Source organism: Frankia umida (assembly GCF_023242945.1).
GTDB classification, from domain to species: domain Bacteria; phylum Actinomycetota; class Actinomycetes; order Frankiales; family Frankiaceae; genus Frankia; species Frankia umida.
In genome coordinates, this window is the sequence record NZ_JALKFT010000026.1 from 1 (window position 1) to 25381 (window position 25381).

At 72.3% G+C, this 25381-nt stretch carries 20 protein-coding genes; 14 read left to right on the forward strand and 6 right to left on the reverse strand.

Going from position 1 to position 25381, the window contains the following annotated elements; genetic code table 11:
• The first annotated feature begins 219 nt into the window (after positions 1-219).
• The 4 genes from wecB to MXD59_RS20180 all read left to right on the forward strand — a co-directional run bounded on the left by wecB (position 220) and on the right by MXD59_RS20180 (position 7148).
• Positions 220-1611: a non-hydrolyzing UDP-N-acetylglucosamine 2-epimerase gene (gene wecB / locus MXD59_RS20165; RefSeq protein ID WP_283097214.1), complete on the forward strand. Its 1392-nt coding sequence runs from the start codon at positions 220-222 to the stop codon at positions 1609-1611.
• 245 nt (positions 1612-1856) lie between these two features.
• Positions 1857-2921: a hypothetical protein gene (locus tag MXD59_RS20170; RefSeq protein WP_248826203.1), complete on the forward strand. Its 1065-nt coding sequence runs from the start codon at positions 1857-1859 to the stop codon at positions 2919-2921.
• A 211-nt stretch (positions 2922-3132) separates the two neighbouring features.
• Positions 3133-3549 carry a hypothetical protein gene (locus MXD59_RS20175; RefSeq protein ID WP_248826204.1) on the forward strand — a complete coding sequence of 139 codons (417 nt, stop codon included), beginning with the start codon at positions 3133-3135 and terminating at the stop codon, positions 3547-3549.
• A 458-nt stretch (positions 3550-4007) separates the two neighbouring features.
• Entirely contained in the window at positions 4008-7148 is a 3141-nt protein-coding gene (locus MXD59_RS20180; RefSeq protein WP_248826205.1) for a helix-turn-helix transcriptional regulator, read from the forward strand.
• A gap of 34 nt (positions 7149-7182) precedes the next feature.
• Here the strand turns inward: MXD59_RS20180 and MXD59_RS20185 are convergent, their stop codons facing one another.
• Positions 7183-8022 (reverse strand): inositol monophosphatase family protein, encoded by an 840-nt coding sequence (locus MXD59_RS20185; RefSeq protein ID WP_248826206.1) that lies wholly within the window; start codon positions 8020-8022, stop codon positions 7183-7185.
• Positions 8023-8231: 209 nt separating this feature from the next.
• Between MXD59_RS20185 and valS the strand changes: the two genes are divergently transcribed.
• Both valS and MXD59_RS20195 read left to right on the forward strand, forming a co-directional pair.
• The gene (valS, locus tag MXD59_RS20190) at positions 8232-11000 is read left to right on the forward strand and encodes a valine--tRNA ligase (RefSeq protein ID WP_248826207.1); all 2769 of its coding nucleotides are present in this window, start codon (positions 8232-8234) and stop codon (positions 10998-11000) included.
• Between the two features lie 142 nt (positions 11001-11142).
• Positions 11143-12339, forward strand: a complete 1197-nt coding sequence (locus tag MXD59_RS20195; RefSeq protein WP_248826208.1) for a sigma-70 family RNA polymerase sigma factor — start codon at positions 11143-11145, stop codon at positions 12337-12339.
• Here the strand turns inward: MXD59_RS20195 and MXD59_RS20200 are convergent.
• Complete coding sequence (locus MXD59_RS20200; RefSeq protein ID WP_248826209.1) at positions 12309-12824, reverse strand: gamma carbonic anhydrase family protein; 516 nt, start codon at positions 12822-12824, stop codon at positions 12309-12311. The genes MXD59_RS20195 and MXD59_RS20200 overlap by 31 nt on opposite strands.
• A 90-nt stretch (positions 12825-12914) precedes the next feature.
• Positions 12915-13217 (reverse strand): DUF4235 domain-containing protein, encoded by a 303-nt coding sequence (locus tag MXD59_RS20205; protein ID WP_163548315.1) that lies wholly within the window; start codon positions 13215-13217, stop codon positions 12915-12917.
• A 342-nt stretch (positions 13218-13559) separates the two neighbouring features.
• Here MXD59_RS20205 and dut point away from each other — a divergent pair, with 342 nt between their 5' ends.
• The 4 genes from dut (at position 13560) to MXD59_RS20225 (ending at position 16336) form a co-directional block, all read left to right on the forward strand.
• Positions 13560-14183 carry a dUTP diphosphatase gene (gene dut / locus MXD59_RS20210; RefSeq protein ID WP_248826210.1) on the forward strand — a complete coding sequence of 208 codons (624 nt, stop codon included), beginning with the start codon at positions 13560-13562 and terminating at the stop codon, positions 14181-14183.
• A gap of 94 nt (positions 14184-14277) precedes the next feature.
• Complete coding sequence (locus MXD59_RS20215; RefSeq protein WP_372512151.1) at positions 14278-14904, forward strand: DUF3710 domain-containing protein; 627 nt, start codon at positions 14278-14280, stop codon at positions 14902-14904.
• A 269-nt stretch (positions 14905-15173) separates the two neighbouring features.
• The gene (locus MXD59_RS20220; RefSeq protein WP_163548312.1) at positions 15174-15560 is read left to right on the forward strand and encodes an OB-fold nucleic acid binding domain-containing protein; all 387 of its coding nucleotides are present in this window, start codon (positions 15174-15176) and stop codon (positions 15558-15560) included.
• A 50-nt stretch (positions 15561-15610) separates the two neighbouring features.
• Entirely contained in the window at positions 15611-16336 is a 726-nt protein-coding gene (locus MXD59_RS20225) for a DUF3159 domain-containing protein (protein ID WP_248826211.1), read from the forward strand.
• Here the strand turns inward: MXD59_RS20225 and MXD59_RS20230 are convergent, their stop codons facing one another.
• Complete coding sequence (locus tag MXD59_RS20230; RefSeq protein ID WP_248815168.1) at positions 16337-17041, reverse strand: potassium channel family protein; 705 nt, start codon at positions 17039-17041, stop codon at positions 16337-16339. It abuts the gene before it with no gap.
• A 75-nt stretch (positions 17042-17116) separates the two neighbouring features.
• Complete coding sequence (locus MXD59_RS20235; RefSeq protein WP_251080341.1) at positions 17117-17800, reverse strand: potassium channel family protein; 684 nt, start codon at positions 17798-17800, stop codon at positions 17117-17119.
• Between the two features lie 190 nt (positions 17801-17990).
• Between MXD59_RS20235 and MXD59_RS20240 the strand changes: the two genes are divergently transcribed.
• The 3 genes from MXD59_RS20240 (at position 17991) to dxs (ending at position 23881) form a co-directional block, all read left to right on the forward strand.
• Complete coding sequence (locus MXD59_RS20240) at positions 17991-20087, forward strand: APC family permease (RefSeq protein ID WP_248826212.1); 2097 nt, start codon at positions 17991-17993, stop codon at positions 20085-20087.
• Positions 20084-21526 carry a class I SAM-dependent RNA methyltransferase gene (locus MXD59_RS20245; protein WP_248826213.1) on the forward strand — a complete coding sequence of 481 codons (1443 nt, stop codon included), beginning with the start codon at positions 20084-20086 and terminating at the stop codon, positions 21524-21526. The genes MXD59_RS20240 and MXD59_RS20245 overlap by 4 nt, the downstream gene beginning before the upstream one ends.
• 309 nt (positions 21527-21835) lie before the next feature.
• Positions 21836-23881, forward strand: coding sequence for a 1-deoxy-D-xylulose-5-phosphate synthase (dxs, locus tag MXD59_RS20250; RefSeq protein ID WP_248826214.1), 2046 nt, complete (start codon positions 21836-21838; stop codon positions 23879-23881).
• A 203-nt stretch (positions 23882-24084) separates the two neighbouring features.
• On the opposite strand, the gene MXD59_RS20255 is transcribed toward dxs, so the two are convergent.
• Positions 24085-24264, reverse strand: a complete 180-nt coding sequence (locus tag MXD59_RS20255; RefSeq protein WP_248826215.1) for a hypothetical protein — start codon at positions 24262-24264, stop codon at positions 24085-24087.
• Positions 24265-24274: 10 nt separating this feature from the next.
• On the opposite strand from MXD59_RS20255, the gene MXD59_RS20260 reads away from it, so the two are divergent.
• Positions 24275-25291 carry a lysylphosphatidylglycerol synthase transmembrane domain-containing protein gene (locus tag MXD59_RS20260; protein WP_372512148.1) on the forward strand — a complete coding sequence of 339 codons (1017 nt, stop codon included), beginning with the start codon at positions 24275-24277 and terminating at the stop codon, positions 25289-25291.
• Positions 25292-25381 lie beyond the last annotated feature (90 nt).

Sequence of the window (25381 nt, forward strand, 5' to 3'; positions counted from 1 at the left end):
GGGCCGCGGGGGGGGCCCCGGCCGCCGGCCCCCCCGGGGCCGGGTGCGTTCAGCGGACCGACCAGGAGTACGTCGAGTTACCAGATGGATACGTAGGGTGATAGCTTTCTGGGTGACGGCTGCGGTCGGCGTGGGTGTCCGGATCGAACGGGTGCGACCGTGATCGTCGGTGACGATCCGTGCGTCCAAGATGATCTGTGCGTGCCGGGGGGAGTCCGTATGCCCAGTGAGACGTCGGCGTTGGCGAGGGAGACGTCGGAGCAGACGGGGCCGTCCGTGCCCACGGTGCCCTCGGCGCCGCCGAGTGCTCGCTCCACCCCCCTGGTGCCACAGCCCAGCGGACCGCGGCTGCGACGCGCCCCGATCGGAGTGGTTCGCCCGGCAGTGGCGATACCGAAGTCGTCCGGGCCGGTGGAAGGCCGGCTGAAGGTGCTGGTGGTGGTGGGCACCCGCCCGGAGGTGGTGAAGCTCTCCCGGGTGCTCGCGGCACTGGACCGGGCCGTCGACCTGCGGCTGGTGCACACCGGGCAGAACTACGACCACGAGCTCTCGCAGATCTTCTTCGACGAACTCGGCGTGCGCCGCCCCGATCACACCCTGGACGTCGCCGGCGCCACCCCGGCGGAGACGATCAGCCGGCTGATCGGTCAGATCGACCCCGTGCTCGCGGCCGAGGCGCCGGACGCCGTGCTCATCTACGGCGACACCAACACCTGCTACGCGGCGATCGCGGCCAAACGCCGCCGGATCGCGGTGTTCCACCTCGAGGCCGGCAACCGCTGCTTCGACGAACGGGTCCCCGAGGAACTCAACCGCCGGGTCGCCGACCAGCTCAGCGACGTCCACCTGGCCGCGACCGAACGCGCCCGCGGCCACCTGCTCGCCGAAGGGCGCCCGACCGAGCGCATCTTCGTCGTCGGCTCGCCCGTGCGGGAGGTGCTCACGCACTACGCGCCGCTGATCGACACCTCCACCGTGCTCGCCACCCTGGGTGTCCAGGTGGGACGGTACGTGGTCGCCAGCATCCACCGGGAGGAGAACACCAATCGGCCCGAGGCCCTGCATGCGCTGGTGGAGTCGCTCAACCGGCTGGCTGTCCGGTACCGGCTGCCGGTGATCGTCTCCACGCATCCGCGTACTCGTGACCGGCTCGCCGAGCTGCGCCGCGCTGGTCGGGCCACGCTCGTCGACGACCGGATCCGGTTCTGCCGGCCGTTCGGATTCAGCGACTACATCGCGTTGCAACGGGCGGCCCTGTGCGTGCTGTCCGACAGCGCCGCCCTGACCGAGGAAGCCTCGCTGATCGGGTTCCCGGCCGTGCTCGTGCGCGACGCCCATGAGCGCCCCGAGGGGATGGACCGCGGTGTGCTGGTGTCCAGCGTGCTGCACCCCGACCGGATCCGCGCCGCCGTCGAGCTGGTCGTGCGTGAGGCCGAAAGCGACCGCCGCCCGCGGATCGTCGCCGACTACGCCGCGGACGACGTCTCCCGTCGCGTCGTTCACATCATCGTCAGCTACGTCGACCACATCCGCCGCACCGTCTGGTTCGACGACCCGCCCCTGCCCACCGGCCCGGCCTCCACCACCCCCGCTCCCGCCGAAAGCTTCTGACGCCGAAAGCCGCTGAGGTCGCAGGGTTCTGGCAATCGGATCCTCGATGCCTTGGGCTTCTGTCGCCAAGGACGGGGTGTGACGTCGCTTTTCGACGAGATCGGCCGGATTTTTGCAATCCGATGGCTTGTACCCCATATTGTTGCGTCGAGATGTCGTATGGTGACGCCTGGTCGCACAAGGGGGGTGGGATGGCGGGCGCCGTCGGCCTGACGATGCCGGGTTGGTACGGAAACGATCCGAGCGTGGCCTATCTGGACCACACGCTGTGTCACCAGCGGCACGAACTGCCATCGGACGAAGCTACCGGGGTTGCGGTCGTCCGGCTGGGCCTGCGGGCCCTGCTCGTCTCGCTCGGCGTGCAGCTGGTCTTCTGGATCATCGCCGCCGTGCTCGCGGTGACCACACCGTCCGAAACCAGCTACTTCAGCTCCACGGAGACCGACTACTCCGCCGCGGAAAAGGCAGCGGGAGCCGGCCTGTGGCTGTCCGGGCTCGTGTTCTGGGTGCTGGTGCTCGCGATGCGTCGGCGTGAGCCGCTCGGCGAGTGGCGCGTGCTGCTGCCCGCCGTCGGCGACCGGGCAACCTCGGTGTACAGCCTGGTCGCCGGCAGCCTGACGCAGCGCCAGTTCCCCGTCCGCGCCGTCGCGCAGCGGGTGCGCGTGGGCCCGCAGCCCTGGGCGGTCAACAACCGCCTCCTGCTCGACGACGGCCGCTACGAGGCCACCGTCTCGGTGACCCCCTACGGCACGGATCTCTACCTCGGCTGGAGGATGTGGCGGACCCGCCGCGGCGCCGGGCTGCTCGGCCAGTTCGTCGTGGAGACCACGGGTCTGGTCTTTCGCCGGCACGACCCGGTCAGCCGGCTGCTGCGGGCCGAGTCCGCCCGGGCGATGCGCGAGGCCATCCACGCCGCCTGCCGCGAGGGCATGCGCGCCGCCCTCGACCGTCGGGACGTCCACCCCGCGTTCGGCTTCCCGGCCGGCCTGCCCCCCGTCGAGAACCTCAACTCCGGCGGCCAGCCCGGGGGATCCGGTGGCCTCGGTGGCCCGTCCGGCGAACCCGGCCCGTCCGGCGGGTTCGGCTCGCCGCCGACCGGGCCGGTACCCGCTGCGCCGAGCGCCTGGCCACCGGCTGCTGCCCGCCGGCCCGAGGATCGGCCCTTCGGGCAGCGGCCGGAGCCGTCACCGTACGCGCCGGTGGACGGATCACCCCTTTTCGAGGCGCGTCCGTCCACACCGCCGCCCGTTGCGGGCGCGGACGACGACATCTACCGAATTGTTCCGCCACGCGAATGGCGCACCGACTGACCGGATCCGGCTCGACTCGGCCGTCCGCTCTCGGCTGCGTGGGCGTCAGCCGCGGTAGGCCAGACCGCCACGCCGCCAGCCGGTGTTCGGCGCCTTGCCGGGCCTCCGCCAGAGTGAGGGTGGAATCAGGGATTTCCCGGACGCAGAAGGTACCTGTCGTCGCGAAGGCTTTGGGACGCAAGGTACTGAACCAACTGTGGAAGGTGACCGGATGCCCGGGTACTGGGATGCCACCATCAAGTCCGTCTACGCCGTCGAGCAGGGGACCGAGAACACGCTCGGCGTGGTCAAGCCGGGAGGCGCGTACGACATCCTCGCGGATGTGGAGGTCGGCGGCGGGCTCATCTCGTTCGGCGGCGCGAAGTACGTCCTGACCGTCACCGTGCGGAACCAGAGCACCTATCAGATCGTCTATACGGACAGCGCCACGGGCACCTTCCCCGCGCAGGGTGGTCAGCAGCTGCCGCCGACCGCGAGCCAGGAGATCCGGGTGGCGGTGCCCGACACCGGAACCGCGAACGAGGGCGACGTGCTCGACGTGATCGCCACCTTCCGGCTCACCTCCGGGGTCTTCACCAACGCCACCTCCGACACGAGCCCGCGCTTCGTCGTCTCGAACCCGCTCTGACCGGCGGGCCACCCGCGGGCGTCGCCGAGTCGACGCCGGTCGGTGGAAATCGTTGTACCGAATAAGAACCTGGGATGGCCCCGGCGGGGATTACCGCCGGGGCCATCCTGTCTGTCGTCCGGTGCGGGTCGGGTCGGCGGTTCCGGGCACCTGGTCCGCGAGGTCGTTCTGGCAGGTCTCCCACATCGTTCTGGCGGGTTGACCCTGCTCTGTCGAGGGATTCGTGACGGTGGTCGATGGCCGGACTCGGCAGCGGTATGGGCGTCTCGCGGCGGTAATGTGACGTTTGGTCCGGTCGGTGGTGTCGCTCGGGTGGTGGCAGTCCGTTCGACACGTGACACGGCCGTGAAAGCGGCTGAAAAAGAGCAGGTCAGTGACATTTTTCGGGATGGCTGCGCCGCCGGGTTGCCAGGGGTCGATAGTCCTTTGTTGAGGCGTGCCACGAAAAAGCATGTTCGATGTCGGCGGGCCACGGCAGGATTACGTACACGGCAGCGGCGTCGCGGGGAGGGACGATCGTCGTGGACGGTGCGCGGGTTGTCACCGAGGAAAATTCACGGACATATCCCGGCCTCGTGGGTCGGGATCGGGAAATTCGGTTCATCGACAGTCTGCTTTCCGGTGACGTCTCCCGCTGTAACGCTTTGGTAATGCGTGGCGAGCCGGGGGTCGGGCGGACCGCGCTGTTGCGGCATGGTGAGCGGCGGGCCACCCCACCGGGCGGGCCGTCGGCGCGGGTGCTGTGGCTGCGGGGAGCAGAGTCGGAGTCGGCGCTGCCGTACGCCACACTCGCCGATCTGGTGCTGCCGTTGCGGGGGTATCTGCGGGAACTCCCCGATGCGCAGCGCTCCGCGCTGGAGATCTGCCTCGCGCTCGGGGAGGGCGCACCGCCCAGCCCGTACGCCGCCTGCGCGGGCACGCTGAACCTGCTCGTCGCCGCGGGGGAGCAGCATCCACTGCTGGTCCTCGTCGATGATCTGCAGTGGGTCGACGAGACGTCACGGCAGGTGCTGCTGTTCGTCGCCCGGCGGCTGGTCCGGCAGCGGGTCACGATGCTGATGGCGATCCGTACGGAGGCAGTGTCGATGATCGACGGCTCGGGGCTGCCGGGCATCGAGGTGGGCGGGTTGTCCCGGGACGCCTGCGCCGAGTTGTTCGCCTCCCGTGGCGTACCCATTGCGCCATGGGTGCTCGAGGATCTGGTGCACCGGCTGGGCGGCAACCCGTCGGCGCTGCTGGACACGGTGGAGGCGCTGCGCACGACGCAGCTCGGTGGGAACGAGCCGGTGCCCGAGTTGCCTGCGCCCGGGCGGCGCCTGCACCGGGCCTGGGCGGAGCGCATCGACGAGCTGCCCGAGTCGACCCGGGCAGCCCTGGTCATGCTGGCCATCGGCAACGGCCTGCCCGCGGTCACCCTGGAACGCGCCCTCGTCGTTGATTCCGGTTCGCTCGCCGATCTCGACGCCGCTCACCGGGCGGGCCTTGTCCGCCATGTCGAACGTCTCCCGTCCGACGCCGGGCTGGGTACTGCCGGGCTGGGTACTGCCGGGTTGGGGAGTGCGGGGCTGGAGGGTGCGGGGCTGGAGGGTGCGGGGCTGGACGGCGCGGGGCTGGGGGGCGCGGTGAGCCTGGTCCATCCGCTGCTGCGGGCGGTAGTGCTGGAACGGGCGTCCCCGGCAGCGCGGCTGCGGGCCCAGACGGCTCTTGCCGAGGTCTGCGACGGGGATGCCGGGGTCTGGTTCGCGGCTGCCACGGCCAGCGGGCCGGACGACGGGGTCGCCATGGCACTTGCCGAATCGGCGGGGCCGGCCCGCGCCCGTGTCGGTTACGGGGCGTCGGCGCAGGTCTGGCACCGCGCGGCCGAGCTCACCGCCGACCATGCGCTGCGGGGCGCGCGGTTCCTGCAGGCGGCGACGGATGCCAGCCTCGCCGGGTTCGCTCGGCAGGCCTGCGCCTGGGCGGACGCGGCGGGCCGGGACGGCACCGACCCGGCCGTGCGGGCCGACGCCGATCTGATTCGCGGCCGGATTCTGATGTGGTCGGGGCATCCGACCCGGGCCTACGAGCAGCTGGTCCACGCGGCGGTGGCGGTGCGGGAGCACGACCCGGGCCGGGCGGCGGCGCTGTTCGCCGAGGCTGTCCAGGCTGCGCTGCTGGTTGGCCGGACCGACCTCGCGGTCCGCACCGCAGACCGTGGCGCGTCGCCCGCCGGGTCTGGCGGCGCCTTGGATGGCGTGGGCGGCGAGGAGGATCTGTCCGGGCACAGTCAGCGCGGGCTGATCTACCGGGCACGTGCCCTGACCGTGGCCGGTGAGGTGGAGACGGCACGGGTGTGTCTGCGCGATGCGGTGGACCAGCTACGGGCCGCCGACCCCGTCGCCGACCAGCAGTTGCTCACCGTTGCCGGGCACACCCTGCTCGACCTCGAACGGGAGCCCGCCGCCGCGCGGTTGTTGTCCACCGTCGTTGACGGGGCCCGCCGGGCCCATGCCCCGGCCATCCTGCCGTACGCCCTCGCGGTGCGCGGCCAACTGGAATGCTGGCGCGGCCTGTGGGCCGCGGGATATGCCGATGGTGAGGATGCGCTGCGCTGGGCCGAACAGCTCGGGCAGGTTTCCGCGCTCGGCCACAGTCTGGTCCTGCTCGCCTGGATCGACGCGGCCCGGGGCGACCGCGAGCTGTGCGAGCGGCGCATCGCCCGGCTCCGGGCCGAGGCCGGCCCGTATGGCATCGACCTGCTCGGCCTGCATGCCGATGGCGTCCTCGGCCTGGCCGCGATCGGGGACGGCGACCATGACGTGGCGGCCCTCGCCCTGACTGCTGCGTGGGACCGGGCGCGTCGGCACGACCCCGGCAGCCTCATGGCGATCCCGCTCGCCGCGGACCTCGCCGAGGCGCTCATTCGCGCCGGTGACCAGGCCCGCGCGACCCCGATCGTCGACTGGCTCGCGCAACGGGCCCACACCACCGGTCTCGCCCGGCCCGCTGCCGTCGCGGCCCGCTGCCGTGGGCTGATGGCCGACGGGCTCATCGCTGCCGAGGCGGCGTTCGCTGACGCCGATCGGGCTCTGGATCGGCGTCGGATGCCCTTCGAACATGCCCGGACCCGGCTGTGCCAGGGCGAGGCCCTGCGACGACTACGCCGTCCCGCCGCGGCCCGCCCACCGCTGCGGGAGGCTCGCGTCCTGTTCGAATCCCTTGGCGCCCGTCCCTGGGCCCGGCGGGCCACAGCCGAGCTGCTCGCCGCCGGCGGTGGTGGTCGCAGCCCGCAGGCAAGCCCCGACCACGGCCTGAATCGTGGCTCAGAACGCGGTGCGCACCGCGGTCCAGATCGTGGTCCGGATCGCCGGCCCGGGCCCTGGGAGTCCTTTGTCCCGCCGGTGCGGATCGACCAGCTGACTCCCGCCGAACTCCAGGTTGCCCATGCCATCGGCGACGGGATGAACAATGCCGAGGCCGCCGCCGCCCTGTTCGTCTCCCGCAAGACCGTGGAGACCCACCTGACCCGGGTCTACCGCAAGCTCGGCCTGCGCTCCCGCTCCGAGCTGGTCCGCGCCCTCGCGATCGCGCGTGTCCCGGGCCCCCGGTCGGACGGCTGAGTACGGGGTCCGGCCCGACCGACCGGGCGGGCGGTCAGTCGCGGTCGGCGGGCGGGTCCTCGGCAAGCAGCGCGACCAGAGGTGCGTACAGGGCTGGGGGAGCGGCGACGGTGAGGCTCTCGCCAGCCGGGCCGCCCCGGAGGTCGCTGACCCGCAGGCCGGCCTCGGCGGCGATCAGGCCACCGGCGGCGTGGTCCCAGGGCTTGAGGCCGCGCTCGTAGTAGGCGTCGAGGGTGCCGGCGGCCACGGCACACAGGTCCAGGGAGGCCGCGCCCATCCGGCGGATGTCGCGGACCCTTGGGATCACCCGGGCGACCACCGCGGCCTGGGCAGCCCGGCGACCCTCGGTATAGCCGAAACCGGTGGCGACCAGCGCACGGCCCAGCTCCGACTCGGTCGATCCGGTCAGCGCCACGCCGGCCTGGGATGCACCGGCGGCCGAGGCCGGCGCGTGGCGAAACGCCCCGCCGCCGCGGGTCGCGGTGTAGGTGACGCCCAGCGCCGGGGCGTGCACGACGCCGGCGACGACCTCGCCGCCCACCTCGGCGGCGATCGAGACCGCCCAGTTCGGCAGGCGGTAGAGGAAGTTGACGGTGCCGTCGAGCGGGTCGACGATCCAGCGCACCCCGGTGGAGCCGGGGGAGTCGGACCCCTCCTCGCCGAGCAGCCCGTCACCGGGACGCAGTTCGCCGAGCCGGCGCGCGACCAGCGCCTCGGACGCCCGGTCAAGCGCGGTGACGATGTCGGTCGGCGAGGACTTCGTCGACTCGGTGGCCACCGTCCCCTCCCGACCCAGGGCAAGCAGCTCCCCGGCCTCGCGGGCGATCGTCAGTGCGACGTCGAGCAGGACGTCCGGATCAGGCAGGTCGCTCATCAGAGGGCGCTCCATGCACTCGGGGTGTCGTGCACTCGAGGTGTCGGGGCACGTGACGGTTCGCCGACGTGGCAGATCGGGACTCGCAGCACGCCATGGCACGCTCATCCTGCCAAGAGCTCACCGATCGCGTACCGATACCCAGCAGGGACGGAGCACGTGGGGTGGTGGGGGCCGGCAACGATCGGCGGGCCCGTAGGATCGTTGTCGTGGTTGCAGCAGACGGATCGGACCGATCGACCCGCGGGGTGCCCGCGAAGCCCGCCCTCGACGGCATCGAGGCACGCTGGTCGGCCGTATGGCAGGACGAGGGCACCTACGCCTTCGACCGCACGGCCGAGCGTGCCCGGGTGTACTCCATTGACACCCCGCCGCCGACCGTCTCCGGGTCGCTGCACGTAGGCCATGTCTTCTCCTACACGCATACCGATGTCATCGCCCGTTTCCAGCGGATGCGGGGCCGTGAGGTCTTCTACCCGATGGGGTTCGACGACAACGGTCTGCCCACCGAACGTCGGGTGCAGAACTACTTCGGGGTGCGCTGCGACCCGTCGCTGCCGTACGACCCGGAGTTCACCCCGCCGGCGAAGCCGGGCAAGGACCAGCTGCCGATCTCCCGGCGCAACTTCGTCGAACTGTGCGAGCGCCTCACCCTCGAGGACGAGAAGGGCTTCGAGGAACTGTGGCGTCGCCTCGGCCTCTCGGTCGACTGGTCGCGCACCTACGCCACCATCGACACGCGTTCGAGGGCCGTCGCCCAGCGGGCGTTCCTGCGTAACCTCGCCCGCGAGGAGGCCTACCTCGCCGAGGCGCCGACGCTGTGGGACGTCACGTTCCGTACCGCCGTCGCCCAGGCCGAACTGGAGGACCGGGAGCGCCCCGGCGCCTACCACACCCTCGCCTTCGCCCGGACGACCCCGCCTTCCGGCACGGCCACCCCAGCCGACGCCGACGCCGACGGCGACGCGGTGATCATCGAGACGACGCGGCCGGAGCTGTTGGCGGCGTGCGTGGCACTGGTGGCACATCCGGACGACCCGCGCTACCAGCCGCTGTTCGGCTCCACGGTGCGCACGCCCCTGTTCGAGGTCGAGGTGCCGGTGGTCGCCCACCGGCTCGCCGACCCGGAGAAGGGCTCCGGCATCGCGATGATCTGCACGTTCGGTGACCTCACCGACGTCATCTGGTGGCGTGAGCTGCGCCTGCCGACCCGGGCCGTCGTCGGCCGGGACGGGCGGCTCGTCCCCGACGCGCCGCAGGCCATCACCTCGTCCGCCGGGCAGGCGCACTACGCCGAGCTTGCCGGCAGGACGGTGCACAGCGCCCGCACCCGGATCGTCGAGCTGCTCACCGAGTCCGGCGCGCTGCGCGGCGAACCGCGGCCGATCAGCCATCCGGTGAAGTTCTACGAGAAGGGCGACCGTCCCCTCGAGATCGTCACCACCCGCCAGTGGTACATCCGCAACGGTGGACGGGACGAGTCCCTGCGCGCCCAGCTGCGCGGCCGGGGCCAGGAGCTGTCCTGGCATCCGGAGTACATGCGGGTCCGGTACGAGAACTGGGTGGACGGCCTCAACGGTGACTGGCTGATCAGCCGCCAGCGCTTCTTCGGCGTCCCGTTCCCGGTCTGGTACCCGTTGGACGAGGACGGCACCCCGCGTTACGACGCGCCGATCGCCGCCGACGAGGCGGTGCTGCCGATCGACCCGTCCAGCGACGTCCCCCCCGGTTACACCGAGGCGCAGCGGGGCGTGCCCGGCGGGTTCGCCGCCGACCCCGACGTCATGGACACCTGGGCGACGTCCTCGCTGACCCCGCTGATCGCCAGCGGTTGGGGCAGCGACCCGGACCTGTTCGCCCGGGTCTTCCCGATGGACCTGCGCCCCCAGGCCCACGAGATCATCCGGACCTGGCTGTTCTCCACCGTGGTGCGCGCGGAAGCCGAGTTCGGCGTGCTTCCCTGGTCGAACGCGGCGATCTCCGGCTGGATCCTCGACCCGGACCGCAAGAAGATGTCCAAGTCCAAGGGCAACGTGGTCACCCCGATGGCCACCTTGCAGGAACTCGGTTCGGACGCGGTCCGCTACTGGGCCGCCTCCGGGCGCCCCGGCACCGACACCGCCTACGACGTCGGCCAGATGAAGACCGGTCGCCGCCTGGCCATCAAGATCCTCAACGCCAGCCGTTTCGCCCTGGGCCTCACCACCGACCCCGCTGAGGCCGCCGGCACCGGTGCTGACGTCGCCGGTGCCGCCCTTGCGGATGCCGCTGCCGATGCCGCGACGGGTGGTGCCGCGACGGGTGGTGCTGCGACGGGTGGTGCCGCGGCTGCGGAGGTCGACGCGACCGCACCGGGGACGCAGGAGGCTCGGCCGGCGGCCGCGGTGATCGAGCCGCTGGACCGGGCGCTGCTCGCCGCACTCGCCGACGTCGTGGACGCGGCGACCGGCGCGCTCGACGGCTACGACTACGCCCGGGCGCTCGAGCTCACCGAATCGTTCTTCTGGCGCTTCTGCGACGACTACGTGGAGCTGGTCAAGGGCCGCGCCTACGGCTCGTTCGGTGCCGAAGGCGCCGCGTCCGCGCAGGCCACGCTGACGGTGGCCCTCTCGGCGCTGCTGCGGCTGTTCGCCCCGGTGCTGCCGTTCGTCACCGAGGAGGTCTGGTCCTGGTGGCAGACCGGCTCGGTGCACCGCGCCCCCTGGCCGGACGCGGCCGAGATCCGCAAGCTCGCCGACTCCGGCCGTCCCGACCTGTTGGACGCGGTCGGCACGGCCCTCGCCGGTGTCCGCAAGGCCAAGTCCACGGCGAAGGTGTCGATGAAGGCCGAGGTCGCGCAGGCCACCCTCGCCGGTGACACCGACATCATCGCCCTGGTCCAGTCCGCCGCCGCCGACCTGCGCAGCGCCGGCGGCATCCGCGAGCTCATCCTCGCCCCCACCACCGGCGACCTCACCGTCGACGTGACCCTCGCCTGATCCAGCCCCGCCCCGCGGCGGACAGCGGACCCCGTCCGGGATTCGCCTGACGCGATCGCGCGGGGCCGCGTCGGCGGGCATGTCACGTTCGCGCGGGCCCGGCCGTCCTGGGAAGGAGACTGCCAGAGCTCCGGAGGTCCCCATGGCATCGACCGACCCGCCGCCCCGCGTCCCACCCGTGCCAACCGTCCCGTCCGGGGTGGAGGCGCCGCCTGGGTCGGACGTGCGGTCCGGGGTGGACGTGCGGTCCATCTTGTTGGCGGAGGCGTTCGAGGGGGAGCGGGGGCATCTGCGGGCGGTGGCCTACCGGCTGCTCGGGTCGTTGGCGGACGCCGAGGATGTCGTGCAGGACGCCTGGCTGCGACTGCGACGGGTCGACGCGGACGAGATCGACGATCTGCGTGCCTGGCTGACGGTCGTGGTCTCGCGGTTGTGTCTGGACCAGTTGCGTTCGGCCCGGGTCCGGCGGGAGGGATACGTCGGGCCGTGGCTGCCGGAGCCGCTGGTCAGCTGGCCCGGCGGTGACACGGCCGGTGCCGGTGGTGGTGTCGAGGGGCTGCGGGCGGCGTCAGGCGGGTTCGGCGCGGCGGCCGCGATGGCGGGGACCGAGCGGTTCGCGGGCAGCGGCGGCGGGGCACCCGGGCAGGTCGATCCGGCGGATCGGGTGACCCTCGCCGAGTCGGTGAGCATGGCGATGATGGTGGTGCTCGAGGCGCTGAGCCCCGCCGAGCGCACGGCGTTCGTCCTGCACGACGTGTTCGGCTACGACTTCGCCGAGATCGCCGAGGCCACCGGACGCACCCCGGCGGCGGCCCGCCAGCTCGCCAGCCGGGCGCGTCGCCACGTCCGGGACAGGTCGGTGCGTTTCGAACCCGACCCGGGGCTGCGCCGGCGGGTCGCCGATGCCTTTCTCGCGGCCGCGGCCGGCGGTGACCTCGGCGGGCTCACCGCCCTGCTCGACCCGGACGTCATCGTCCGCTCCGATGGTGGTGGTCTCGCCCGGGCGGCCCGTCGTCCGATCACCGGCGCCGACCGGGCGGCCCGGTTCATCGTCGGCATCATCGAGAAGGGCCTGGCCGACGCCGGCCCGCGGGCCTGGACCCGCCCCGTCGAGGTCAACGGCGAACCCGGCTTCGCCTACCACGACGGCACCGCCCTGCGCACCGTCGCGAGCCTGCACATCGTGGACGGCCGGATCACCGAGATCAACATCGTGGTGAACCCCGACAAGCTGCGCCACCTCGCCCCCGACCCCTCCCACCGGGGGGCGGGTGGAGGTGGTGGGGCGGGTCAGTCGATGCGACCGGGTCAGTCGATGCGACGGAGTTCCCTGCGGTAGCGCTGGCCGTTGGCGGCGTAGATCGAGGCGCCGAGGAGCTGGGTCGACGGATCGTGGCCGGGCACGACCTTGGCCGGGATGCCCAGCGCCCGCGACCGCTGCGGGACCTGGGTGCCGCCGACGACGACGGCACCCGCCCCGACCAGGGCGCCCCGGCCGATCCGCACCTTGTGCAGCACGATGGAACCGGAACCGATCAGGGCGCCGTCCTCGACGACGCACCCCTCCAGATGGGCCAGGTGCCCGACCGTGCAGTCGTCACCGACGACCGTCGGATACTCGTCGGTGGCGTGGATGACCGTGCCGTCCTGGATGGAGGACCGGGCGCCGATGATGATGCGTCCGTAGTCGCCGCGCAGCACCGCCGACGGCCATACCGTCGACCCGGGTCCGATCGTCACCGAGCCGATCACGGTCGCGTCCGGATGGACGTAGGCCGACGGGTCGATGACGGGGACGGCGTCCCCCAGTGCGTACACGGCCATCCGAGCTCCCGGAAACTGTAGGTATCGACCAGCCCATCCTGCCCGTGGCGCCGCCCCGGTGGTGCCGGGACGGCGCCGGGTCTGGTGCGCTCAGTCGGTGTCCAGCTCGGGACGGAGCATGCCGGGGGGCGCCGAGCCGGTGGCCCGGGCCCAGCCGCGGGCCGCGGCGCGCTCGGCCGCGAGGCGTCCAAGGCCGATGGCCAGGCCCGAGATCGCCGCCCACAGGATGGCTTCGGCCAGTGCGGTGTCCGGGTCGGCCGGGTTGACCGGTGGGTCCGACCGGCGGACCTTCTTGTACGCGAGGGTCACCCCGCGGCTGGCCGCCGTCCCGGCGAGCGCGGTCGCAGCGCCGCCCACGACCTTCCAGCCCAGTTTCGATGCCGCCTTCGCCACCCGAACATCCTTCCTCTTGCACAGCGGCCCAGATGGGCCCGTGTTGTCCATGTCCACGAATGGTGCCGGTCATGCCAGCCCCACGACCCGGGATGGCACCGAGACGGCGTCGATCCGGTGCCGGGGTGGCGCCGTACGGTCGCCGCGTCCGTGGCCGGCGCCGTACGGGACATCATCCATCCGCGGGCGGCACCGGTGGCACGGCGGGCCGAGGGACCCGCGGCGCGACGTGCCGAGCAGCGGTGCAGGGGCGGGCGTGAGCGTGGGCCGAGGGCAGGCGGAGGATGGCCTAAGGTGCTGAACCGTAGTACGTCCGGCTATCCCGTACGAGGCAGGAGATCCATGACCGCCACCGAGCCGACCACTGCCGCCCCACCGGGGTGGCACCAGGGCGCGGCCCATCCGGGGCAGGTGTCACCGGATCCGGTGGACGAGCGACCGGGTCGGCAGCCGGGGCGGCCGGCGTCGCTGGGAGGGCTGCCGGGGCAGGTGGAGGTGCTGGTGCGGCGGCTGGACCCGGGGCTTGCCGGGCCGGTGTACGCGCAGCCCTGCGATGCGGGGGCGGACCTGGTCAGCGCGTCGGAGGTGACGCTGGCGCCGGGGGAGCGGGCGGTGGTGGGGACCGGGACGGCGATCGCGCTGCCCGAGGGGTACGCGGCGTTCGTGCATCCGCGCAGTGGGCTGGCCGCCCGGCACGGAGTGACAGTGGTCAACGCGCCGGGAACGGTGGACGCCGGCTACCGTGGTGAAATAAAGGTTGTTCTGATCAACACCGATCCGTCCGAACCGGTGACGTTGCGCCGCGGCGACCGGATAGCGCAGCTTGTCGTCCAGAAGGTCGAACGCGCGCTGTTCCGGGAGGTCGACGAGTTGCCCGGTTCGGTGCGGGGCGTCGGCGGCTTCGGCTCGACTGGCGGGTTCGGGGAGACAGGAAGGGAGACCGCGGGTGTTCGGCCGCCGGCGTAGAGAAGAAGAGTCAGACGACGCGCCGGAGGGTACGCCGAGGTCCGCGACGGGGGCGGCGCACGCCACCAACGGTGCGGATGGGCTCGGCCAGGCCATCCCGGACGTGCCGGACGGCCCGTACGACATCACCGAGTCGCCGCAGGACGGCGTGCACCGACTTGATCTCGGTGCGCTGCGGCTGCCGGCGTTGCCGGGCGTCCAGGTGCAGTTCCAGGTGGAGGAGGCGTCGGGGCAGCCACTGACCGTCGTCGTCACCGACGGGCGTAGTGCGATGGAACTGTCCGTGTTCGCCGCGCCGAAGAGCCGCGGGCTCTGGGACGAGGTGCGCGCCGAGATCCTCGCGGGTGTCGAGGCGTCCGGGGGGAAGGAAGCGGGCGGTTCGTTCGGGCGGGAGCTGCGGATCGCGCTGCCCACCGGGCGGCCGCAGGAGTCCGTGCCCGCCCGGATGATCGGGGTGGACGGGCCGCGCTGGTTCCTGCGGGCGGTGGTGACCGGTGCCGCGGGCAGCGATCCCGGTGCGGCGCCGCTGCTCGAGGAGACGCTGCGCCGGATCGTGGTGGCCCGTGGGGAGGAGGCGATGCCGGTGCGCGACCCGCTGCCGCTGACGTTGCCCCGCGAGGTCGCCGACCATCCCGACGGTCCCGGCGCGCCAGCCACCGCGGCCACCACCGGACGCCCGGCACTGCCCACCCCCGGCGTGCGCACCGCCGAGATCCGCTGACCCGCTCGTCCCACCGCCCCCGTCGCACCGCCCCACCGTCGGCCGTCGCACCGCAAGCGTCGTAATCCGGCGTAATTCCCTGGTAATCCGCAGTAACCGGATGCACGGTGGGTCACTGCCTGGCGGCGGCTTGTGGTGGTGCTGTTCGTTCGTCGGGTTTCGTCGTCGGATCACTCGATTGGGCGGCTGTGCGGGGGCACACTGTGCTTCGGTCGTTCGTTGCAACAGACGTGTCCGGGCAGACCTGCTGGCGCGGGATCGGAGGAGCGGTGGGCGAGCCACGGGGTTGGTGGGGGCGCAAGCTCCACAGGCTGACAGCGGGGGTCAACGAGCTCGACGCCGAGGATCTGCAGGCCGCCGCCGCGGCGGCCGGCGCCGCCCCGGTGAGTCGCTGTCGTGACCGGGACGAGATCTGCGTCGCGGGTACCATCCAGGCGGTGACGGTCCGGGCCGGTTCCGGGGCGCCGAACCTTGAGGTCGACCTGTATGACGGCAGTGGCACCGTGACCCTGGTGTTTCTTGGCCGGCGCAACATCCCGGGCCTGCGGGCCGGCGCGCCGGTGAAGGCATCCGGGCGGGTGACGCTCTCCGATGATCGGCCGACCATCTTCAACCCGCGGTACGAACTGCTACCGGTGTCCTCCGCCAGCGCCTGACCGCGCCGGGCGGTAGGCGTCCGACCGACCGACAGGAATCTCCACCGACGATGCCAGGACTGCCTGCCCCCGAGACCCCGCCGACGACTCTGTCCGAGGCCATCGGCGGGCCACGGGGAATCATCGACAGCTCCCTGCCCACCGTCGCGTTCGTGGCGGTCAACGCGCAGGCCGGGCTGACCGCCGGGATCGTGGTCGCCGTCGTGACCGCCGCCGCGCTGCTGGTGTTGCGGATCGTGCGGCGTGAGCCGGTGCAGCAGACCTTCTCCGGGCTGTTCGCGGTCGGGTTCGCGGCGTTCGTCGCGTCCCGCACCGGGGACGCGAAGGGCTTCTTCCTCCCCGGCATCGCCAAGAACGCCGCGGGTGTGGTGGTGGCGCTGGCCTCGGTGGCGTTGCGCCGACCGGTCCTGGGCTACCTGATGGCCGGGCTCGACCGGCGCTACACCGGCTGGCGTGACGATCCGCGTCAGCGGCGGGCCGCTGCCCTCGCCACGCTGGTGTGGGCCGCCGTGTTCGGGGTCCGGTTCGTCGTGCAGGGCGTGCTCTACCTCGCCGATCAGGACGGCTGGCTCGCCGCGGCGAACATCGCGCTCGGCCTGCCGCTGTTCGGCGTCGCCCTGCTCGCGAGCTTCGCCATCGTGCGCCGCCTCGCACCCCTGCCACCCCAGCCGCCGTCCCCCTCCGACACGTCCGTCGTCGAAGGTGAGGTCATCGCCAGTGACCGGCTGGCCGGCGAGCCGTCCGGGCCGGTCGAGCCGGGGCACTCCAGGCGCTGATCAGCCGTTGGTGCGCGGGGGCGGGCCGAGCAGAACGGCGAGCTGGTCCTCGGCCTCGGTGCTGGTGACCACGGCCAGCACCTCGTCGCCGGCCTCGAGGGTGGCGTCGGGGGAGGGGATGACGGGGCGTCCGTCGCGCAGGATCACCACGAGGGCGCTGTCGGCGGGCAGTTCGATCTCACCGACGGCCCGTCCGGCGACGGGGGCGTCCGCGGCGAGGGTGAGCTCGACCAGCGAGGCGTCGCTCTGGCGGAACCGCATCAGCCGCACCAGGTCGCCGACGCTCACCGCCTCCTCGACCAGCGCGGTGAGCAGCCGCGGCGCCGACACCGCGACATCAACCCCCCAGGACTCGGTGAACAGCCACTCGTTCTTGGGATGGTTCACCCGCGCGACCACCCGGGGCATCCCGAACTCGGTCTTGGCCAGCAGCGACACCACCAGGTTCACCTTGTCGTCCCCGGTCGCGGCGACCAGCACGGCGTAGTCGTCCAACCCGGCGGCGTCCAGCTGCGCCAGCTCGCAGGCGTCGGCCAGCAGCCACCGGGCGCCGGGCAGCGAGTCCAGGCGGACCTTCGCCGGGTCCCGCTCGATCACGAGGACCTCGGAGCCGTTCTCCAACAGTTCGGCGGCGATCGAGCGGCCCACCTTGCCGGCCCCCGCGATCACCACCCGCCGCCCGGACGGCCGACTCGTCGGCGCCACGGCCGTCGTCGTCGCCGGCGCACCATCGGTGACCGGTGGGGCGGTGCTTGCCGGTGGGACGGTGCTTGCCACAGGTCAGCCCTCCTCGGGGCCGCGGCGCGCGATCGCGTCGGCCTCGGCTGCGCGTGCCTTGACGACGGCCACGTGCAGCACGTCGCCATCCTGGACGAGGGTGCGGCCGTCGGGCAGGATGCCGTCGCCGAACCTGGTCACGCACACCACCCGCACGCCGGCGGCCTCCTCGAGCTCACGCACCCGTCGCCCGACCCAGCCGGGGGCGGGGTTGACCGTGGTGAGCAGCACCGAACCGGACGGGTCCGACCAGACCGGGGTGACCGCCTCGGGCAGCAGCCGACCGAGGATCTGGTCGCGGGTCCAGCGCACGGTCGCGACGGTGGGGATACCCAGACGCTCGTACACCTCGGCGCGGCGCGGATCGTAGATGCGGGCGACGACCCGCTCGACGCCGAACATCTCCCGGGCTACCCGGGCGGCGATGATGTTCGAGTTGTCGCCGCTGGACACCGCGGCGAACGCCGCCGAGCGTTCGATGCCCGCCTCGATCAGGGTGTCCCGGTCGAACCCCATGCCGGTCACCCGCTGACCGGTGAAGTCCGCGGGGAGCCGGCCGAACGCCGCCACGTTCTGGTCGATGACGGCCACCGAATGGCCAAGACGCTCGACCCCACGGGCGAGAGCGGAGCCGACCCGGCCACAGCCGAGGATCACCACATGCACGAGGCATGACAGTAGCCGCATCCGATCCGCGTGGCGCGAATCCTCCCAGGAACGCTCCGTATGCGGAGCCGGGACGGGCGTGCGGCGGGTCCGACAGCGGGGTTCGCTCCGGCGATGTGGCTGAGCTGGAGGGCTGCCGGGGTGGTCGGTGGTGATGTGTCCCACGTCACAGTTGTGATCGGTCGCGCGTCGTGTCGGTAGCATCCCCCGCGTGGCGCTCACGGACCGGCTGAAGCGCAGCTTCGTCGGTCGACCGATTGGCAGCGACCGACTCGGCGAGACGCTGCTGCCCAAACGAGTCGCGCTGCCGGTGTTCGCCAGCGACGCGCTGTCCTCCGTCTCGTACGCGACGGAGGAGATCCTGCTGGTCCTGTCGCTGGGCGGGCTTGCCTTCTACCACATCTCGCCGTGGCTGGCGGGCGGCGTCATCATCCTCATGCTGACGGTGGTCGCGTCGTACCGGCAGAACGTGCACGCCTACCCCAGCGGCGGCGGGGACTACGAGGTCGCCTCGGTCAACCTCGGCCCGCGCGCCGGTCTGCTGGTGGCCAGCGCTCTGCTGGTGGACTACGTGCTGACGGTCGCCGTGTCGGTGTCCGCGGGCGTGGCGAACCTGATCTCCGCCGTCACCGGGCTCGCCCCGTACCGCGTGGTCATCGCTGTGATCATCGTCGTGGTGCTGACGCTGATCAACCTGCGCGGGGTCCGCGAGTCCGGCACGGCCTTCGCCATCCCGACCTACGGGTTCGTCGCCGGCGTCTTCATCATGATCGTCACCGGGCTGATCCAGGCAGCCACCGGGCACACCCCGCGGGCCGAAAGCGCCGGGTACAAGGTCGTCGCCGAACACGACTACGCCGGGTTCGCGCTGGCGTTCCTCGTGCTGCGGGCGTTCGCGTCCGGCTGTACGGCGCTGACCGGCGTCGAGGCGATCAGCAACGGCGTGCCGGCGTTTCGCAAGCCCAAGAGCCGCAACGCCGCGACGACGCTGCTGATGATGGGCCTCATCGCCGTCACCATGTTCGCCGGTGTCACGGCGCTCGCCCTCATCGCGGACGTCCACGTCGCCGAGCACACCAGCGACCTCATCGGTGCCCACGGCGAGCAGCCCACCGTCATCACCCAGGTCGCCGCCGCCGTGTTCGGCGACGGCTCGGTCGGGTTCGTCTACATCGCCACGGTGACGACGCTGATCCTGATGCTCGCCGCCAACACCGCGTTCAACGGCTTCCCGGTGCTCGGCTCGATCCTCGCCCGGGACGGCTACCTGCCCCGCCAGCTGCACACCCGCGGCGACCGGCTGGCCTACTCCAACGGCATCGTGCTGCTGGCGGGCTTCGCGATCCTGCTCATCATCGTCTTCCACGCCGAGGTCACCCAGCTCATCCAGCTCTACATCCTCGGGGTGTTCATCTCGTTCACCCTGAGTCAGACCGGGATGGTCCGGCACTGGGCCCGCATCCTGCGCGCGGACTCGGGCGACCCACGGGCCGGCGACCCGCTGGCCCGGCGGCGCATCCGCCGTTCGCAGGCGATCAACTTCATCGGCGCCTGCCTGACCGGGACGGTCCTCGTCCTGGTGCTCATCACCAAGTTCACCCACGGCGCGTGGATCGTGTGCCTCGCGATCCCGATCATCTTCGTGGGGATGCGGGGCATCCGCGGCCACTACGACCGGGTGGCGATCGAGCTCACCCCCGAACCGGGCCCGCCGACCCTGCCGTCGCGGGTGCGGGGCGTCGTTCTGGTCAGCAAGATCCACGCGCCGACGCTGCGGGCCCTCGCCTACGCCAAGGCGACCCGTCCGCACAGCCTCGTCGCCCTCACCGTCGCCGTCGACCAGGCCGACGCCGACCGGCTTCGCGCCGCCTGGCAGGAGCGTGGCATCAGTATCGACCTCGTCGTGCTCGCCTCCCCGTACCGGGAGGTCACCCGCCCGGTACTGGACTACGTCGCCCGGATCCGCCGGGAGAGCCCCCGTGACGTCGTCGCGGTGTACGTGCCCGAGTACGTCGTCGGTCACTGGTGGGAGCATCTGCTGCACAACCAGAGCGCGCTGCGGCTCAAGGCCCGGCTGCTGTTCCAACCCGGAGTGATGGTCACCAGCGTGCCGTGGCAGCTCGCCTCGTCCAGCCGGGTCGAGGGTCGGGTCGAGCGCATCGGCGCCGGTGCCGTCCGCCGCGGCCAGTCCGCGCCGCAGGCACCCGCGTCCGCCGCACCTGCCGCGTCCGCCGCACCTGCCGCGGCTGCTTCGGCGCCCGCTGCCGCGCCGCCGGCTCCTCCCACCTCGTCCGGGGAGGGAAGGTGAGTCCCGTCCGGGGGGCGTCGGCCTCGGGGGCGCCCGCGTCGGCCCCGTCGTCGACCGCGCGGCCGGCACGTCCGTCCGAGGTCGGGACGCGGCGGGAGCTGACCGTGGGCCGGATCGCCCACGGTGGGTTCTGCGTCGCGCGCGACGAGGGACGGGTGGTGTTCGTCCGGCACGCGCTGCCGGGGGAGCGGGTACTCGCCAGGATCACCGACGACTCCCATGACCGTTACTGGCGGGCGGACGCGGTGGAGATCCTCGAAGCGTCCCCGGACCGGGTCCCAGCGCCCTGCCCGCATGCCGGACCGGGCGCCTGCGGCGGCTGCGACTGGCAGCACGCGACACCCGCGGCGCAACGGCGCGGCAAGGCCGAGGTCGTGATCGAGTCCCTGCGCCGTTTCGGCGGTGTGGACGTGGGACCGCTCGTGGTCGAGGCCGTCGCGCCCGATCCCTCCGGTGCCGAGCCGTCCGGGGTCGAGCCGTCCGGCGGGCTGGATGGGGTGGACGGGCTGGACTGGCGCACCCGGATGCGGTTCGCCGTCACGGCGGACGGGCAGGTCGGGCTGCGGGCCAGCCGTTCGCACGAGGTGCTGGCCACCCCGGACTGCCGCATCGCCCATCCGCTGGTCCGCGCCGCACTCGCCGATCGCCGCTTTCCCGCGGCGGCCGTGGTGGAGGTGGCGGTGAGTCCCGCCTCCGACGCCGTGGCCGTGGAGGTACACACCGGCGGGGCGCCCGGCGGCGGGACGCGGGTCGGGACGGCGCACGCCGGCGCGGTGCGCGGCTCAGCGGCGGGGCGCGGCGGGGGCGGGGGTACCGCCTCGGGGGCGCCGGACGCGCCCATCGGTGCTGGTCGGATCGTGGAGGTCGTGGGGCAGCGCAGCTTCGCGGTCGGGTCTGGGGTGTTCTGGCAGGTGCACGCGGCTGCCCCGAAGGTGCTGGTCGACGCGGTACGGACGGCGTTGCGGCCACAGCCGGGAGAGACCGCGCTTGATCTCTACGCCGGCGCGGGGCTGTTCGCGGCGTTCCTCGCCGAGGATGTCGGGCCGTCCGGGCGGGTCGTGGCGATGGAGTCGGAGGCGGCCGCCGTCGCCGCGGCCGCGGACAACCTCGCGGACCTGCCACAGGTGTCGCTACGTGCGGTACGAGTGACGCCGGCGACCGTGCGCGGCGTGCTCGGCACCGGGCCGTCCGCCGGCCGGGTCGGGTGCGCGGTGCTCGACCCGCCGCGGGCCGGAGCGGGGGCGGAGGTGGTCGCGGCGCTGCTGGGACACCACCCACGTGCCGTCGCCTACGTGGCCTGTGACCCGGTGGCACTCGGCCGTGACCTGGCCACGTTCAGAGCTCGTGGTTACACGATGACCGCACTGCGCGCCTTCGATCTGTTCCCGATGACGCATCATGTCGAATGCGTCGCCCTTTTTGAACCCACCGTAAGATAACTCGGGGTATCTGATTCATCCTGAACGGTGCTGAATCAAGGTGGTCGGGCAGGAGTTCACTCGCCTGTGCGGCTGGCCGATGCCACGGCGTGTTGACGGGCGACCCGCCAGGTGACGACACTCGTCTACGTGTCCGAACCCGGACAAGCGGTGGGGGCAAGAGCCGGCCGATATTACCCCGCCGGGACCTATTACCCTGCGTTCCACGAGGAACTCACATGTCGTCTGGGTGTCTGCGGGGCCCCAGCTGACCTGCGTAGACTTTGCCGGACCCGGACCGATCCCCTTTCGGGAGAGGGAGTTCCCGCCGTGTCGCTTCTGTCCACGATCAGCTGTCCCCAGGACGTCAAGCGCCTCGACCACGAGGAGCTCGGCACCCTGGCGGCCGAGATCCGTGATTTCCTCATCCACGCCGTCGCGCGTACCGGGGGCCACCTCGGCCCCAACCTCGGGGCCGTCGAGCTGACGCTGGCGATCCACCGAGTGTTCGACTCACCGTTCGACCGGGTCCTTTGGGACACCGGGCACCAGTCCTATGTCCACAAGATGCTCACCGGTCGGGTGGACGACTTCGACGGTCTGCGCCAGAAGGGCGGCCTTTCGGGCTACCCCTGCCAGGCCGAGTCCGAGCACGACATCATCGAGAACTCGCACGCCTCGACGGCACTGTCGTACGCCGACGGTCTCTCCCGTGCCTACGCCCTGCGTGGCGAGGACCGGGCGGTCGTCGCCGTCGTCGGTGACGGCGCGCTGACGGGTGGCATGTGCTGGGAGGCGTTGAACAACATCGCCGCCGGCGACCGTCCCGTCGTCGTGGTCGTGAACGACAACGGCCGGTCCTACGCGCCGACGATCGGTGGTCTCGCCGACCATCTCGCCGCGCTGCGCCTGGCCCCCGAGTACGAGCAGGTCCTCGACGTCGTCAAGCAGGTCCTCGGTCGCACGCCGCTGGTCGGCGCGCCGCTGTTCGACGCGCTGCACGGCATCAAGAAGGGCATCAAGGACGTCGTCCAGCCGCAGGGGATGTTCGAGGACCTCGGGCTGAAGTACGTCGGCCCGGTCGACGGTCACGACACCGCCGCGGTCGAGTCGGCCCTGCGCCGCGCACGCGACTTCGGTGGCCCGGTGATCGTCCACTGCGTCACCCGCAAGGGCTTCGGCTACCCGCCGGCGGAGCAGGACCAGGCCGACAACTTCCACGGTGTCGGCGTCATCAACCCGATCACCGGCAAGCCGCTCTCCACCGCGAAGAGCACCAGCTGGACGAACGTCTTCTCCGACGAGATCGTCCAGATCGGTGCCGAACGGCCGGACGTGGTCACCCTGACCGCGGCGATGCTGGCCCCGGTCGGCCTCAGCAAGTTCGCCAAGGCCTACCCCGACCGGGTCTTCGATGTCGGCATCGCCGAGCAGCACGCCGTCACCTCCGCCGCGGGCCTGGCGATGGGCGGCCTCAAGCCGGTCGTCTGCCTGTACGCGACGTTCCTCAACCGTGCCTTCGACCAGGTGCTGATGGACGTCGCCCTGCACCGTCAGCCGGTGACGTTCGTGCTCGACCGCGCCGGGGTCACCGGTGAGGACGGCGCGTCCCACAACGGCATGTGGGACATGTCCTTCCTGCAGGTCGTCCCCGACCTCGCGATCGCAGCCCCCCGCGACGCGCCGACCCTGCGCGCCGAACTGCGCGAGGCCGTCGCCACCACCGACAAGCCCACCGTGGTGCGTTTCGCCAAGGGCACGGTCGCCCCGGACATCCCCGCCATCGACACCATCGGCGGCGTGGACGTGCTTTTCCGGTCCCCGGCCGTCGCCCAGCGCCGCGAGGTGCTGCTCGTCTCGATCGGCGCGATGGCCACCACCGCGCTCGAGGTGGCCCGCCTGGTCGCCAGCCAGGGCATCGGGATCACAGTGGTCGACCCGCGTTGGGTCAAGCCACTGCCCATCGCCCTCGTCGGCCTCGCCCAGGACCACGACCTGGTCGTCACCATCGAGGACAACGGCCGGGTCGGCGGCGTCGGCTCGACGCTCGCGCAGCTCCTGCGCGACAACGACGTCGACGTCCCGCTGCGCGATTTCGGCATCGCCCAGCGCTTCCTCGAGCACGGCAAGCGCGACCAGATCCTCGCCGAGGTCGGTCTCGCCCCGCAGGACCTTGCCCGCAAGGTCGTCGAGGCCATCGCGAAGCGCCAGGCCATCCTGGACGACGACCCGACCGCGGTCGGTTCCTCGGCGTCCTCGGCTTCGGCATCCGTGGGCTCCTCGGTCACGTCGGCCGCGTCCTCGAAGCCGAAGTCCCCTGGTGTGCAGCGCAACGGCGACCACTCCGCCGCACAGCGGGTCGCCGACCAGCACTGACATCACCACCTGACATCACCACCCGACGGCTACCCGACGACGCTCACCACCTGGCGGCGACGGGTAGCCGTCGGCGTCTGACCGGTGCGACGGCCGGGCGGGCGGGCGTGTCCGGTGGGTGACGCGAGCAAGTGGCTTGGCCGCGGGCTGCCGAGGGGCGGCGGGGATGTCGGGCAGGGCCCGGCCTAATCTGTTCTGGTGGGTCAGCATTCCGCGTCGGGCGCACGCGCACTCGCGAAGAACGCCCTGGATCCACGGTTGCCGTCTTCGAGCGCTGCCTCGGCCTCGGGCTCCTCGGTGGGTTCGGGCGTCACCCCCGCCCCGAACGGTTCGGTCACCCCGAGCGCGGCGTCGCGTTCGAGCGTGTCGTCCGGTCCCGGCACGCCGCCGCCCGTGGGTTTCGAGGCGCCTGCGGGTTCTGAGCCGGCCGCGGGTTCTGCGGCGTCCGCCGGCTCGAAGGGCCGGGGGCCGCGCTGGTGGGTGACGCGAGGGGCGCTCGTCGTCGCGCTCGGGCTGTTGGCGTTGGCGCTGGTCAGTCAGTGGAACGACGTCCGCGAGTCCTTTTCGCTGCTCACGGTGAGTGGCGTGGTCTCGTCCGGGGTGTTGACGGTGTTGGCGGTCGGGACGACGGTGCTGTCCTGGCGGGCGCTGTTGGCGGGGCTGGGGGCGAAACTGCCGCTGCGGGCGGCGGTGCGGATCTTCTTTGTCGGGCAGATCGGGAAGTACATCCCGGGCAGCGTGTGGCCGGTGCTCGCGCAGATGGAGCTTTCGCGCGACTACGGGGTGTCCCGGCCGAAGGCCGCGTCGGCGAGTCTCGTGGTGCTGGCGCTCGCGGTTCCCAGCGGTGGGCTCGCGGCCGCGCTCACCTTGCCGTTCGTGTCCGCCGACGCGTTGGCACAGTACTGGTGGGCGCTGGTGGCGGTGCCGGTGTTCGCGGTGCTGCTGTGCCCGCCGGTGCTGTCCAGACTGTTGGAGCGGGCGTTTCGGCTGCTGCGGCGGCCGGGCCTTGATGTGCCGTTGACGTTGCGTCCGATCGCGGCGGGGGCCGGGTGGCTGCTGCTCAGCTTCGTCTGGTATGGACTGGCGACGTGGCTGCTCGTGCGCGACCTCGACCCCGAGATCGGCGGGGCGCGGCTGGTGACGCTCTCACTCGGCGCGTACGCGCTGGCCTGGACGGCCGGCTTCCTGGTGCTGGTGCTGCCGGCCGGGGCCGGGGTGCGCGAGGCCGTCCTGGTTCTCGCGCTCGCGCCCGCGATCGCGAGTGGACCGGCGACCCTGGTCGCGCTGGTCGCGCGGCTGCTGGCCACCATCGCCGATCTGGTGTGGGCCGCGGTCGGGGTAGCGCTGCGTCAGCGTCATCCGGGTGTGATCGAGACGAGTGAGCAGCCGAACCCGACCGAACCCGGCTGACGGCTGGACTGTAGGACGGCTGGACTGTAGGACGGCTGGACTGTGGGATGGCTGGACGGTCGGCCGTCAGCGGCGGCGGAACGCCCCGGG